This window comes from Lacrimispora brassicae, from assembly GCF_054772055.1.
In genome coordinates this window covers 1-14,546 of record NZ_BRYH01000041.1, presented here as the reverse complement: position 1 = coordinate 14,546, position 14,546 = coordinate 1, and the positions used below count along the sequence as shown (strand labels likewise).

General features: G+C 44.6%; 14 protein-coding genes. 12 read left to right on the top strand and 2 right to left on the bottom strand.

What is annotated here, in order from left to right:
* Positions 1-67 precede the first annotated feature (67 nt).
* Entirely contained in the window at positions 68-1,063 is a 996-nt protein-coding gene (locus ACYVD3_RS18430) for an SPL family radical SAM protein (RefSeq protein WP_460643950.1), read from the bottom strand.
* Between the two features lie 142 nt (positions 1,064-1,205).
* On the opposite strand from ACYVD3_RS18430, the gene ACYVD3_RS18425 reads away from it, so the two are divergent.
* Complete coding sequence (locus tag ACYVD3_RS18425) at positions 1,206-1,907, top strand: ATP-binding protein (protein ID WP_460643949.1); 702 nt, start codon at positions 1,206-1,208, stop codon at positions 1,905-1,907.
* A gap of 13 nt (positions 1,908-1,920) precedes the next feature.
* On the opposite strand, the gene ACYVD3_RS18420 is transcribed toward ACYVD3_RS18425, so the two are convergent.
* Positions 1,921-2,598 carry a Crp/Fnr family transcriptional regulator gene (locus ACYVD3_RS18420; protein WP_460643948.1) on the bottom strand — a complete coding sequence of 226 codons (678 nt, stop codon included), beginning with the start codon at positions 2,596-2,598 and terminating at the stop codon, positions 1,921-1,923.
* 112 nt (positions 2,599-2,710) lie between these two features.
* Between ACYVD3_RS18420 and ACYVD3_RS18415 the strand changes: the two genes are divergently transcribed.
* From ACYVD3_RS18415 to ACYVD3_RS18365, 11 genes are all read left to right on the top strand, one after another.
* Positions 2,711-3,046 carry a cupin domain-containing protein gene (locus ACYVD3_RS18415; protein WP_460643947.1) on the top strand — a complete coding sequence of 112 codons (336 nt, stop codon included), beginning with the start codon at positions 2,711-2,713 and terminating at the stop codon, positions 3,044-3,046.
* Between the two features lie 44 nt (positions 3,047-3,090).
* Positions 3,091-4,683, top strand: coding sequence for a hydroxylamine reductase (gene hcp, locus ACYVD3_RS18410; protein ID WP_460643946.1), 1,593 nt, complete (start codon positions 3,091-3,093; stop codon positions 4,681-4,683).
* A 36-nt stretch (positions 4,684-4,719) separates the two neighbouring features.
* The gene (locus ACYVD3_RS18405; RefSeq protein ID WP_025233757.1) at positions 4,720-4,902 is read left to right on the top strand and encodes a DUF1858 domain-containing protein; all 183 of its coding nucleotides are present in this window, start codon (positions 4,720-4,722) and stop codon (positions 4,900-4,902) included.
* Between the two features lie 16 nt (positions 4,903-4,918).
* The gene (locus ACYVD3_RS18400) at positions 4,919-5,539 is read left to right on the top strand and encodes a hypothetical protein (RefSeq protein WP_460643945.1); all 621 of its coding nucleotides are present in this window, start codon (positions 4,919-4,921) and stop codon (positions 5,537-5,539) included.
* Complete coding sequence (locus ACYVD3_RS18395) at positions 5,527-6,075, top strand: hemerythrin domain-containing protein (RefSeq protein ID WP_460643944.1); 549 nt, start codon at positions 5,527-5,529, stop codon at positions 6,073-6,075. The genes ACYVD3_RS18400 and ACYVD3_RS18395 overlap by 13 nt, the downstream gene beginning before the upstream one ends.
* A 234-nt stretch (positions 6,076-6,309) precedes the next feature.
* Positions 6,310-7,068 carry a tRNA threonylcarbamoyladenosine dehydratase gene (locus ACYVD3_RS18390; protein WP_460643943.1) on the top strand — a complete coding sequence of 253 codons (759 nt, stop codon included), beginning with the start codon at positions 6,310-6,312 and terminating at the stop codon, positions 7,066-7,068.
* A 29-nt stretch (positions 7,069-7,097) separates the two neighbouring features.
* Positions 7,098-8,267 (top strand): rhodanese-like domain-containing protein, encoded by a 1,170-nt coding sequence (locus ACYVD3_RS18385; protein WP_460643942.1) that lies wholly within the window; start codon positions 7,098-7,100, stop codon positions 8,265-8,267.
* A gap of 24 nt (positions 8,268-8,291) precedes the next feature.
* Positions 8,292-8,723: an RrF2 family transcriptional regulator gene (locus tag ACYVD3_RS18380; RefSeq protein WP_460643941.1), complete on the top strand. Its 432-nt coding sequence runs from the start codon at positions 8,292-8,294 to the stop codon at positions 8,721-8,723.
* Positions 8,724-8,900: 177 nt separating this feature from the next.
* Positions 8,901-9,635, top strand: coding sequence for a CAP domain-containing protein (locus ACYVD3_RS18375; RefSeq protein ID WP_460643940.1), 735 nt, complete (start codon positions 8,901-8,903; stop codon positions 9,633-9,635).
* Positions 9,636-9,822: 187 nt separating this feature from the next.
* Entirely contained in the window at positions 9,823-12,528 is a 2,706-nt protein-coding gene (locus ACYVD3_RS18370; protein ID WP_460643939.1) for an HD domain-containing phosphohydrolase, read from the top strand.
* 261 nt (positions 12,529-12,789) lie between these two features.
* Complete coding sequence (locus ACYVD3_RS18365; RefSeq protein WP_460643938.1) at positions 12,790-14,184, top strand: L-cystine transporter; 1,395 nt, start codon at positions 12,790-12,792, stop codon at positions 14,182-14,184.
* Positions 14,185-14,546 lie beyond the last annotated feature (362 nt).

Genomic DNA, 14,546 nt, shown 5'->3' with positions numbered 1-14,546 from the left:
TATGAATCATTGGCAGCAGAAGGAGCCGGCAGGGAAACTGCCGGCTCCAACCATTCTGGCCGTTTTCCTATACAACATATAAAACAGTCATTTCTTTCAGCTTTTCTTCAAGCTGCTGCCTTAAAAACAGTTCCCCGTCTTTTCTTATGTCCTCCCGGTAACAGTATTTTCCCTTTCCCCGGCCGGTCATGAGTTCTTTGTCATAGAGGCGGTCTGCCTGGGGGAAGGCCTCTGTATTGATGGCGTTCTGGACGTAGCTGTAGGTCATAAAGATGATTTCAATGGGAGCCTGCTTTTTCACTTTTTGGGAAAGCCGGTCTGAAAGGATGGTGATCAGCTCAGAATACAGATTTTTCCAGTCTTCGGTGATGATGATGGGAGCCATCAAAAGTCCTACCCGGTATCCGGCGTCACACATGCTGTTTAAGGCGGAAATTCTGGCATTTAAGCCGGAGGTGCCTGGTTCAAAACGGGTGATAATGGACTGGGGGTTAACACTCATCCGCATGATGACCCTGCCGCCGTGATTGATGCCGAGAAGAGGCTCTACTTTATTGAATTTCGTTGGAAATGTGAGAAACCCATATTTGCTTTTGCTGAAGTTCTCAATGGTCCATGCCAGGTTCCCGGTTATGGTATTTTCAAGAACCAGATCACTGTTGCTTCCGATCTCGTAGGTATAATCCTTTTCAAAACGGGCTCCGTGATCCATAATTTTTTTCAGCATCTTCTCCCGGTTTACAAACAGCCTTAAATAGGCGCATTTATTATAGTTGCATACCAGATAGCAGTAATGGCACATGGCAGTGCAGCCGGATGAGGTATAAGGAACGAGAAAATCCGATACCTTGTGATTAGGTACAAAGTTGTGGGTTTTACGGATCCCTATAATAAGATGCCGCTTCATGGCGGAAAAATCTTTGTTGGGGCGGGTACGAAGTTCATCTATTTTGTTGTGGCTTGTAATGGGAATCCATGGGAGACCGCTGTATTTTTCTTTCAAATAGCGGCCCAGCTCATATTCAAGGGATTCGGGCTCATAAAAAATTTTATCTGGAAACATGGAATACCTCCTATGAAGGGTAGTATGTGTGAAAAATAAAGAGGTAAACACTTTTTTGAAATTTTGTTGTAATTCCAACGGACAGAATCTTATGCCCATAGTATGATGACTCCAGAAAGCAAACAAGAGGAGGTTATTAAGAATGGTTCGTAGAATTATTCAGATAGATAAAGAAAAATGCAATGGGTGTGGTCTTTGTGCAGCAGCATGTCATGAGGGGGCAATCGGAATGGTCAATGGAAAAGCGGAGCTTATTAAAGATGACTACTGCGATGGATTAGGGGACTGCCTTCCCACATGTCCCACGGGAGCCATCACATTCGTAGAGCGGGAGGCAGCCGCCTATGACGAAGAGGCAGTGGCGCAGAATATGAAAAAGGCAAAAGCAAAGGGACACCCAGCCTTTGGCGGATGCCCGGGAAGCCGGGCTATGGTGATCCAGCCCATGGCCGAAAGGAAAAATACGGCTGTGGCTCCCATAGAGTCCCAGTTAAGGCAGTGGCCGGTGCAGATCAAGCTGGTTCCTGTGAAGGCGCCTTACTTTGATCAGGCAGATTTATTGATCGCAGCGGACTGCAGTGCCTACGCTTATGGAGATTTCCATCAGAAGTTCCTTAAGGGAAAGGTGGTTCTTGTAGGCTGCCCGAAACTGGATCAGGTGGATTACAGCGAAAAGCTGACGGAGATCATAAGAAATAACCAGATTCAAAGCATTACCCTGGTCCGGATGGAGGTGCCTTGCTGCGGCGGTCTGGAACATGCGGCATTGAGAGCCCTTGAGGACAGCGGAAAAGAAATTCCATGTGAGGTAGTTACCATCTCCGTGGATGGGAACATTTTATAAATGCAAAAACAGGTCACCCTTCGTGGAAATCTTCTTTTAGCGTGAACAGGTTCTTTTTATAGGTCAGGATTCCTTCATCCTGTAATTTGCTCATCTCATTGGACAGGGCGCTGCGGTCAATGGACAGATAATCAGCCAACTGCTGCCTGTTAAAGGGAATGTCAAAGGTGGAGGAATTGCTTTTTAAGGATTCGGCGGAAAGGTAGGACAGGAGCTTTTCCCTGATGGTCTTTTTGGACATATGCTGCATCTTTTTTGTGAGAGTTAAATTCCTTCGGGCAATGGAGGATAAAAAATTCTGTATCAGCCGTGTGTGGAAGGTGCACGCTGAGGTGCACACGTTCAGTATCTTGTTAAAGTCTAAAAACAGCACATCGCACTCGGAATCGGAGATGACGCTCATTTCAATGGGGAGAGAGGGGATGCAGGCATAGGTTTCCGCAAAAATGGTGCCGGGAAGGACCTCAGAAATAATGGTCCGCTTGCCCCAGAAATCTTCCTGTATAATGAGTGCGGTTCCAGAAAGCATCATTCCAACGGAACGAATGTAATCTCCGCTTCTTATTATAAATTCTTCTTTTTTATAATGTTTAAGCCGCGCCGATAAGCATTTTAACATGGCGCTTATCTCTTCTGAGCTGACTCCGTAAAACAGATATGATTTTTTTAATACGGACAGATATTCTTCCATTTTCTGCCTCCTTTAAAATTATTTTTATTTTGTTGTAATTACAACAGAAATGATGGGATTATTATATTATAATCTGCTTATAAAAGCAAGAGAAAAACAAGGAGGAAGTCAAATGTCAGAAAAACTCATTAAAAATATAAAGCACGAGGAAATCGTAGTGTTATCTGAGCTGGTTAACGCACAGGAAGGACAGATCGTCAGCAAGACCCTTGCCCAGAATGAAGCTCTCAGCATTACCGTGTTTGCCTTTGATAAAGGGGAAGAGATCAGTACCCACGAATCCAACGGAGATGCCATGGTGACCGTATTGGAGGGAACCGGAAAATTTACGGTAGATGGAAAGGACTATCTGTTACATGCAGGAGAGACTCTTATCATGCCGGCTAAAAAGCCTCACGCGGTTTATGGGGAAGAGCGGTTTAAGATGGTGCTTGTGGTGGTCTTTTAACCGGGAAGAATGAAAACAGCAGAATAGAAAGGTTGGATAAAGATATGGATAGCAAGATGTTTTGCTTTCAGTGCGAGCAGACGGCAGGCTGCAGCGGCTGCACAGGCAGCGCAGGAGTATGCGGCAAGTCCGCAAGCACCGCAAATTTACAGGATGAACTGACCGGAGCCCTTATTGGCCTGGCAAAGGCCTGCGGCAATAATCCCCGTTTGGAGACTACTACAAGACTCCTTGTGGAAGGCCTGTTCACAACGATCACAAATGTAAATTTCAATGATGAAGTATTAATAGAGATGATCGCAAGGGTACAGGAAGAAAAGGAAAGGATCGTGCCGGATTGCAGCAAATGCACCTCTGTCTGCGGAAATACTTCCGATTACCGTATGAAGTACCTCTGGGATGGAGACGAAGATATCCGTTCCTTAAAGTCTCTGATTTTATTCGGACTGAGAGGCGTTGCGGCTTATGCCTATCATGCCATGGTCCTTGGATATGAGGATGAGGCTGTCAATGATTTCTTCTATAAAGCCCTGTCCATCATCAGCTATGACATGTCCATGGAGCAGCTTCTTCCGGTGGTTCTTGAAGTGGGAGAGATCAATTTAAAATGCATGGAACTTCTGGATAAGGCAAATACCACCACATTTGGAACTCCAAAGCCCACCAGCGTGCCCCTTATGGTTGAAAAAGGCCCCTTTATCGTCATCACCGGACATGATTTATATGATTTAAAGCAGCTCCTTGAGCAGACAAAGGATAAAGGGATCAATATCTATACCCACGGAGAGATGCTTCCTGCCCACGGCTATCCGGAATTAAAGAAGTATACCCATTTAAAAGGGAATTTCGGAACCGCATGGCAGAACCAGCAAAAGGAGTTTGATGATCTCCCCGCACCAATCCTCTTTACCACAAACTGCCTGATGCCTGTGAAGAAAAGCTATGCAGACCGGGTATTCACTACGGAAGTGGTTTCCTATCCGGAAATGGTCCACATTGGAGATGACAAAGATTTTACTCCTGTTATTGAAAAGGCCCTGGAGCTTGGGGGATATGAGGAAGACCGTGAAATGACCGGAATTAACGGCGGCAAAGAAGTCATGACAGGATTTTCCCATGGAACCGTGCTGGGAGTGGCGGATCAGGTCATTGACGCAGTAAAGCAGGGAGCCATCAGCCATTTCTTCCTTGTAGGAGGCTGTGACGGCGCAAAGACAGGAAGAAATTATTATACCGAATTTGTAAAGCAGACTCCAAAGGATTCCATCATCCTGACCCTTGCCTGCGGAAAGTACCGTTTCAACGACCTTGACCTTGGAACCATCGGAGGGCTTCCAAGAATCATGGATATGGGACAGTGCAATGATGCATTCAGCGCCATTAAGGTAGCGGTTACCCTGGCAGAAGCCTTTGGATGCGGGGTCAATGACCTCCCATTGTCCATGGTATTATCCTGGTATGAGCAGAAGGCGGTATGCATTCTTCTTACCTTGCTTCACCTTGGAATTAAGAACATTTACCTGGGACCATCCTTGCCTGCATTCTTATCACCGAATGTATTAACATTCCTTGTTGAAAACTACGGAATATCACCCATCAGCACACCGGAAGAGGATTTAAAGAAAATTCTTGGATAATATAAATAACGAATAATAAATCAGGAGGAATATTATATGATAACGAAAGAAATGTATATTGGAGAAATTTTAAGAAGCAATCCAAAGGCAGCGGAGATTTTAATGGGCTGCGGTATGCACTGTCTGGGATGTCCTTCATCCCAGATGGAATCCTTAGAAGATGCATGTATGGTTCACGGGCTTGATGCAGATACAGTTCTGGACAAGCTGAATCAATAGAGAAAAGAGGTACAGGATGAGCGCTTTTTTAGGACCGATCCACACTTGGTTATATAACAAAATAAAATTTCAGGATGCAATGGTTGACAGGATTCTGGACCTTGCAGAGGAAAAAGGTTACAGCAAAGAGCTTAGAACCAGGGCCGGCAGCAGGTATGGAGAGCTTGAAAAGGGAAATTTAGAGGATATGATCGACACGGGCAATATCCATGGCTGGCTGCAGGAAAAAGTGAGCCTGGTAGAGAACCGGCTGGCTTATGTGGTCACGGAGCTTTTAGAGACGGATCAGGAACGGCTGTCTGAGATCCTTACCGCTGTCCGGGAATTTGGAAAGAAAAATTCCGGGGATAAGGATGTGACGGTCAGGAAAGCCTATGAATATCTGGAAAGTACCCTGCTAAACGGCATGCCCTGTGACCGGGTGAATGAGCTGGTTCAGGAAACAGAAGACAGGCTGGTATGGAGACAGACACAGGATATCCATGGCGCTTACTGGGCCATGATCCATGGAAATGTGAACCATTATTATACCTTAAGAGAATCACTGGTAGAAGGGATGTTTGATGAAACCGGAATAGAATTCCATCAGATCGAGGATCAGGTATACGAATTAAGGAGACGCTTATGTACGGAATAGACATTTTAATGAAAGAGCATGAAAACATTCTGGCTTTCACCGGATTTTTAAGAAGCATCTGCTTTGATATCCTGGAGGGAAAGCCGGTGGATGCGCCCCTGCTGCGGGAATGCCTTGACTTTGCAAGGAATTATGCAGACAAGCATCATCACGGAAAGGAAGAAAAGATCCTGTTCCGGATCATGATGGAAAACATGGGTCCTGTTGCGGAAAAGCTCATAAGAAACGGCATGCTTGTGGAACATGACTTAGGAAGACTTTATCTTTCCGAACTGGAAACGGCCATAGATGAATATGAGAAGCATCCGGGAACAGAACCGAAGCTGGATATTATCTCCAATGGGGTGGGCTATGGCGCATTATTAAAGCGCCACATTGACAAAGAGGATGAGGCTGCTTATGCATTTGCAGTCCGTGCACTTTCAGAGGATAAGTTAAAGGCAGTGGATGAGGAAACAGATTCCTTTGAAAGACAGGCAAAGGATCAAGGCGTACAGGACAAGTACGAAACCTGGATCCGCGAAAAGATAAGGTAACAGTGACGGGACGGCCTGAGGGGAAACAGGCCGTCCCGTCTGTTGCAGACACATACAAAAGAAAGCGGTTTATACCGTCTGGTAAAATAAGGAAGAAAGGCCCCTGCCCAGGGGCTTTTCTTCATGGGCATGTAAAAACCAATTGCCCAAATAACCATTTCGAAGTATAATAATTTGAAGTGTATTTTTATTCCTACTAAATAGATAGAAAAATAAAGAAAGAGGTACAATCAGTTGTTGAACCAGTTTTCAAGAACCCAGCTATTATTGGGTGAAGATGCCATGGAAAAATTATTGGATGCAAAGGTCGCTGTTTTTGGTATCGGCGGTGTGGGCGGATATGTGGTAGAGGCTTTGGTGAGAAGCGGGGTCCGTTCCTTTGTGCTTGTTGATGATGACAAGGTTTGTCTTACCAATTTAAACAGGCAGATCATAGCTACCAGAAAAACGGTAGGCAAATATAAAGTGGAAGTAATGAAGGACAGGATATTGGAGATCAATCCAGACGCACAGGTGGAAACCCATCAGTGCTTCTATTTACCGGAAAACGCGGATGATTTTGATTTTAGGAATTATGATTATGTAGTGGATGCAGTGGATACCGTAACCGCAAAGCTGGAGCTGATCATGCGTGCAAAAGAAGCAGGCGTGCCGGTCATTAGCTGTATGGGCGCAGGCAATAAGCTGGACCCTACAAAATTCCAGGTGGCGGACATTTATAAGACCACCATGTGTCCTCTTGCAAAAGTCATGCGGAGAGAGTTAAAGAAAAGAGGCGTAAAAAAGCTTAAAGTGGTCTACTCCACAGAAAAGCCTACAAGGCCTTTGGAAGACATGTCCATTAGCTGCAGGACAAACTGCATCTGCCCGCCGGGAGCCAAGCATAAATGTACGGAACGGAGAGATATTCCGGGAAGTGTGGCCTTTGTTCCTTCGGTGGCAGGACTTATCATAGCCGGAGAAGTAATCAAGGATCTGGCACGGAAGGAATGACGGAAATGGATGGATTAGGAGGTGATCATATGCTTGATGGCGGTATCTTCCGTAAGCAGGATTTATCATTGGAACAAATGAAGCAAATGCGCCCGGAGGAGTATGTGCTTGTAGACGTCAGGGATCAGACGTCATACAACCATGGATTTATACCGGGAGCCATAAATATTGAAAAAGATGCATTGTTAAACGGGGACAGCACCCTTTCTAAGGATAAGAAGGTCATCCTGTATTGTTTAAAGGGAATTATCAGTGAAGAGGCGGCAAGGCATCTGGCAGAAAAAGGATATGAGGCATATAATCTCCGGGGCGGCTATGGGGAATGGCTCCTTTGTACTATGGAAAAAGAGGACAAGGGTGACGACCGCCTGGAAAATATAGAAAAGAGCATCCGGAAGAAATTCCATAAAGAGCTGTTCAGCAGGTTTGCCAAGGCCATTAATGAGTATGAGCTGGTAAAGGAAAACGACAGGATCGCTGTCTGCATTTCAGGAGGCAAGGATTCCATGCTCATGGCAAAGCTGTTTCAGGAGTTAAGACGGCACAATAAATTTTCTTTTGAACTGGTTTTTCTTGTCATGGACCCGGGCTACAATGAAACCAACCGGCAGGTGATTGAAAACAATGCAAGGCTTTTAAATATTCCCATTACAATATTTGAGACTCAGATCTTTGACGCAGTCTATGACGTGGAAAAATCCCCATGCTATTTGTGCGCCAGGATGAGGCGGGGATATTTGTACAATAAAGCAAAAGAGCTGGGATGTAATAAGATCGCCCTGGGACATCATTACGATGATGTCATTGAGACGATTTTAATGGGGATGATGTACGGTGCGCAGATACAGACCATGATGCCTAAGCTCCACAGCACCAACTTTGAAGGCATGGAACTCATCCGTCCCATGTATCTTATCAGGGAAGATGACATTAAAGGCTGGAGGGATTACAACGGCCTTCACTTCATCCAGTGTGCATGCCGGTTTACCGATACCTGTACAACCTGCAGGACCGATGGCAGCACAGGGTCAAAGAGGGTGGAGATAAAGAATCTGATCAGGCAGTTAAAGGAAACCAACCCATACATTGAAAGCAATATTTTTAAGAGCGTGGAAAATGTGAACTTAAATACCATAATCGCTTATAAGGAAAAAGGGACAACACACCATTTCCTTGAGGGTTATGATCTGGACACATAATAACGGATCTGGAGGCCGTGTTTTATGAAGATTTCAACAAAAGGCCGCTATGCGGTCAGACTCATGATAGACCTGGCGGAACATAACCATGGGGAATACATTCCTCTTATGGATATTGCCAAAAGGCAGGAAATATCGGAAAAGTACTTAGAATCCATTGTTTCGGTTCTCAGTAAGAGCAATCTGCTCATTTCCCTGAGGGGAAAAGGCGGAGGTTATAAGCTGGCAAAGAAACCGGAGGATTATACGGTTGGCACTATATTAAGGCTTACGGAAGGGCCTCTTGCTCCTGTCTCCTGTCTGGAAGGAGAGACCAATGACTGCGCAAGGGCTTCTCGTTGCCAGACGCTTCCCATGTGGGAAGGCTTAAATAAGCTGATCAATGATTATTTTGACGGGATAACCATCGCTGATCTGGTTCCCAAAAGCGGTTATACGGACGATTATATTATATAAAGAGTTGATTTATTAAAACTGTTTCAGTGAAAGGGCATCGGATATCCTCCGCGCCCTTTCTTTTACATCCAGAACATTCCCAATTATTCCCACTGGAAAAATGGAAACAATAGTGTTATCATATGTTTGTAACAGAAACGTAATATAAATGTAACAATTTCAAAGGAGGCAAATGAATTGAGAAAACTAACAGCACTTGGAATGATTACACTTACTTTAACGAGTATGATACCATTGACAGCCAATGCAGCGGTGAGCAGACCTTACAGTCAGTGCAACAGCGGAAGAAGCATTGTGACTGTGAGCGGGAACTGTAATTTAGAGGATTTAAAGGCTAAATTGAAGCAGTTCGGGGTTGACGGAAATAATGTGGACTGGTCTAAGATCGTCAATGGCGGAAATAACTGCAATACTGGAAATACCGGCAATACCGGTAATACCGGTAATACCGGTAATACTGGAAATAACGGCAATACTGGAAACACTGGCAATACTGGAAACACTGGCAATACTGGAAACACCGACAATACAACCAATAAGACTTATACCCAGCAGGTTGTAGATCTTGTAAATGCAGAGAGAGCAAAAGAAGGACTTGCCCCTCTTACCATTGATCCGGCTGTAGAGAAGGCCGCAACAGTAAGAGCCAATGAGATCCAGTCAAAGTTTGACCATGTCCGCCCGGATGGCAGCTCATTTTCTTCTGCTTTAAAAGAGCAGAGTGTAAACTACCGCGGTGCAGGAGAGAACATTGCATGGGGACAGAAAACTCCTCAGGAAGTGGTAACTGCCTGGATGAACAGTGCGGGCCACCGTGCAAACATCATGAATAAAAGCTATACACATATTGGAGTAGGTAATACTCAGAACGGTTCCGGAACCCAGTACTGGGTACAGTTATTTACATATTAATTAACCGTTTGAAATAATCCAGATCCTGTTGTAATACGTTACAGCGGATCTGGATTATTTTTTTGCAATTAATTTCAGGTTGAACTTTATAAAAGAAATAGTTATACTTAGTTCATGCGGGGCCAGCCTGTAATAAAAGGAATGAGCCATGCAGGAAAGGGTATATTTAACCGAAGCGATCAGGAAGATGAGATTACGAAGACCACGAAAATGTATGTCGATTCAAAATGTGACAATAGTCACCTTTATCTGTCTGTTCCTTTTATCCCTGGTGGGTATTGAAAAACTTGTATTAAACAATTGGCAATCTTCCATAACCAGAGAAACTGCCGGAATGTCTGAAAAGATGAACAAGGATGTAATGGAAAATGTGAATTCATTTTTCAAGGTTCCAGTTATGGCAGATGAAATAGGGAAAAAACTGATTGAAAATAAAACCATTGATTTTTTTGATGAAAAGAGCCGCAACTCTTTTTTTCTTGGCATTTTAAAAACTTACGAGACAGAGCTTTACAGCTTTGCTTATGCAGCAGTTGATGGGGAATATTATAGCGCCCTGAGAAATAAAGAGGGAGATTTTGAACTCATAAAGAACAATGATGAAACAGAGGGAGAATGCTGGCGTTACTCTGTCCATGAGGATCTTACTGCAGGGGTGTTTATAGGGAGCGCAGGCGCCTTTGATCCCCGGATGCAGGAATGGTATCAGGCGGCTGAAAAAGAAGGAGATCTTGTCTTTTCCCCTGTATACAGAGATTTCATTGTGGATGACCTGGCAGTATCTGTTTCGTCCCCGGTGTATGATGGGGAAGGAAGGCTTAAGGGTGTTTTAAGTGCCCATATGCTCCTTTCCGAAATCGGTGATTATCTGAAAAACCAGGCGGCAGGTTCCAAGGGCTATGTGTCTGTCATAGAGGAAGGTACCCGGTATTTGATTGCAAATTCCATGGGAGAAAATAATTATGACATGGCTGACGACGGTTCGTTGAAAAGGAATACCATTGACGGCCTTTCTCTTTCCGCCATAAAAAGCAGTTATGAGAAATATCTTAAATCCCATGAGGCAGAATTTTCGCTGAAAATAGGGGAAGACACCTGGTATGCGGACATACAGGAGTACCGGAAGGCAGGCCTTGACTGGCTCATTATTTCCGTGATTCCGGAAAACCTCTTGGCTGGGGAGCTGAACCGGAATATAAAGATTTCGGCAGAGCTGGCTGTCATTGCCGCCATTCTTTCCATAGGGATCTTTTTTCTGGTCATCCGAAAGCTTTATAAACCCATTAATGGACTGCTGACCGTTGCAGAGGGCATTTCCGCAGGAAATTTAGAGCAAAGGGTGGAGATCGTAAGGAATGACGAAATCGGAAGGATATCCAACGTATTTAACCGGCTGGCGGATAATCTGCTTGATATGGTCAAGCATCTGGAATGCATTGTTGAAATGCGGACCCAGGAGCTTAATAAGGCAAATGAAATATTAAAGGAGAACCAGTCCCAGCTTCACCTGATCCTGGATACTGCGGCGGAAGCCATATTTGGTACGGACTTAAAGGGAAGGTGTACATTCTGCAACAAAAGCTGCCTTCGCCTTCTGGGATATTCAAAGCCTGAGGAGCTGCTGGGGATTGATATGCAGGCGGCCCTGGGCGGCCATGAGAACAAAGAGACGGCAGATTTAAACGGGGGGCGGTTTTTTACCGATTATCTTTTCCGGGAAAAGGAGGAAGAGGAAATGACCGGCGTGCTGAAACGGGCTGACGGTACTTTCTTTGAGGCGGAGTACCGCGCTCTGCCCCAGTTAAAGGATGGGAAGCACGTTGGATACGTCATAACCTTTGCCGATATTACCGAACGGAAGAAGGGAGAGGAAAGGATCCGCCTTTTAAGCTATCATGATCCCCTTACGGGTTTGGTAAACCGAAGGTGCTTTGAGCAGGAGATGAAGCAGGTGGATACGCTCCAGAATCATCCGGTTTCCCTGATTTTTCTTGACTTAAACGGATTAAAACTCATTAATGACACCTTTGGCCATACGGCGGGGGATGAATTCATTATTAAGGTGGCTGAGGTCTTAAAAAGAAACTGTCAGGAAGGGGATGTTGCCGCCCGGATAGGCGGGGATGAATTTACGGTTTTACTGCCAAATACTTCCAGGGAAGAGGCGGAGGCCATTGCTGTAAGGATAAGAAACCAGGTTTCAGGAGAAAAGGTAAACATGGTGTCATGCAGCGTTGCAGTGGGAACTGCCACAAAGGCCATGCAATGGCAGAAGATCGAACGGATACTGGAAACGGCAGAAAACGAGATGTATAAGGAAAAGAGCACTTCTTCCATAAACTTTGGAATTCATGCCATCAACGGCATCATCACCTCTCTTCATATGAAAAGTCCGTGGGAGAAAAAGCATTCGGAAGAAGTCAGCAAGCTGTGCGAGAAGATGGGAATTGCCATGGGGCTTCCTGAAACAGAGATTAAAAAGCTGCGGGACGGGGCATATCTCCATGATATCGGTAAGATCACTCTAAGCGAATCCATTCTGGAGAAAACTCCGGAACAACTGACCGAAGTTGAACATGAGATGATAAGGCAGCATCCGGCCATTGGATACCGTATCCTTAATCTGTCCCAGGAGACCTTAGACCTTGCCAACGGAGTGTACGGCCATCACGAACGCTGGGATGGTTCCGGCTACCCCAAAGGCTTAAAGGGAGAGGAGATCCCGCTTTTTTCACGGATCCTGTCTGTTGCAGAAGCATATGAGCGGATCTTAAACCGGGAAAAGGACCGGAAAAGGGGAACAGAAAGGGCGCTTCAGGCCATATTAATGGGCTCCGGACAAAGGTATGACCCGGAAATTGCCCAACTGTTTGTCCGGATCATGAAGATGTAACTTTAAGAGAGCCGGAGCGCTTTGACGGGCGGAAGGTGTACGAAAGCAAAACTGAATTCTTTATCAAGGATGGTTTCATTGGTCCTCCTTTCCCGGATTCACATTAAATGAATGTTTACATATATGCAATAATAGCTCTTTCAAAAAACAGTATCATTAAGGTTGTTCTTTGTGAATATACTTTAACAATCCGGAGGTGTTTGGAAAAATGAATTTCTGATATTGCAGCGTACAATATGTGTGGTTCTTAAGGAGGGTATTATGGATTTGTTATGGACTTTGGTTACAATAGCCGTTATACTTGTGCTCGCCGGTATTCTTTACTATATGCAGAAGAAGCACATATCATTTGCAAAGAGGGTATTTTCTGCCCTGCTTATGGGAATTGTAGCAGGCAGTATACTGCAGCTTGTTTTTGCATCAGACGGCCCAATACTTGCAACTTCGCTGGATTGGATATCCATTATCGGTACGGGCTATGTGAATCTTTTGAAAATGATTGTTATCCCTCTTATTATGGTCTCCATTATATCGGCCACGGTTAACCTGAAATCACATACAAGCTTGGGGAAAATCAGTACATATGTGCTGGCGACATTACTGCTGACTGTGTTCATTTCCGCTTTGGTCGGTATTGCAACCGCAAATATCTTTCATCTGACGGCGGAAGAAATAACCGTGGGCCAGGCAGAATCAGACCGGGCCGAGTATCTGGAAGGAAAAGTTTCAACCGTACAGGATCAGACCATACCGCAGCAGATTTTGAGTTTTATCCCACAAAATCCATTCCAGGATATGACCGGCGGCAGAACCACCTCTACCATAGCTGTGGTTATCTTTTCCGCGTTTCTTGGCATATCCGCGTTGGGAATACAAAAGAAAAAGCCGGAAGAAGCGGAAACTTTCCGGAAACTCATTAATTCCCTCTATGCCGTAGTTATGCGGATGGTAACTCTTATACTGAGATTGACGCCCTATGGAATTCTGGCGCTTATGACAAAGACAATCGCAACAACGAACACAGCAGGTATTATTGCCCTGTCAAAGTTTGTCATTGCAAACTATGTCGCATTGATTGTCATGTTTGCCATACATCTTTTGATTATCCTGCTGATGAAATTGAATCCTGTAACGTATATCAAGAAGACATTCCCAACGCTTACCATTGCATTTACATCAAGATCCAGTGCAGGAACGCTGCCATTAACGATTGAAACACAAACAAAGAAGCTTGGTATTCCTGACGGTATTGCTAACTTTGCGGCATCTTTCGGAACAACAATCGGCCAGAATGGCTGCGCAGGCGTTTATCCCGCGATGCTGGCTGTAATGATCGCCCCTGTTGTCGGTATTAACCCTATGAGTATTGGTTTCATTGCAAAACTGTCTATTATCGTTACAATCAGCTCCTTTGGCATTGCCGGTGTCGGCGGGGGTGCGACATTTGCCGCTTTGATGGTTTTATCCGCTATGAATTTACCTGTGGGCCTGGCCGGACTGTTAATATCAGTGGAGCCTTTAATTGACATGGGGCGGACCGCTTTGAATGTGAATGATGCCATGCTGGCTGGCCTTGTAACCGCAAGAATGACAGCGGAACTTGATGTGAATTTGTATGATGCGCCTGTAGACGAAGATACGGCAGTTTCATTATAATAACATGTGATTTTTAAATAATAATCAAGTATTGAGACTAATCTGTATTAGGTTAGTCTTTTCTTGTGGTTTTTTCAATGCAAATTTGGGGTTGATAAAAAAAGATTGACAAATAGGCAAGACAATAGTATATTAAACATATAGGTTAAGTATGGATAAGGAGAAAAAGAAAAGATATGAAAACGAGCTGCAAGTGGAACATGAATCATATGATGAAATCTTGTTGCTGTAGATGCTTCATGAGAAGAGATACAGTTTATTTGCATGCGCGTCTTGGTTTCTGATTTCCAATTTTTTATCTTGTGACACAGAGAAAATAAATGGAAGGAAGCAGGTATATGCGTATACCTGCTTCCTTTTGC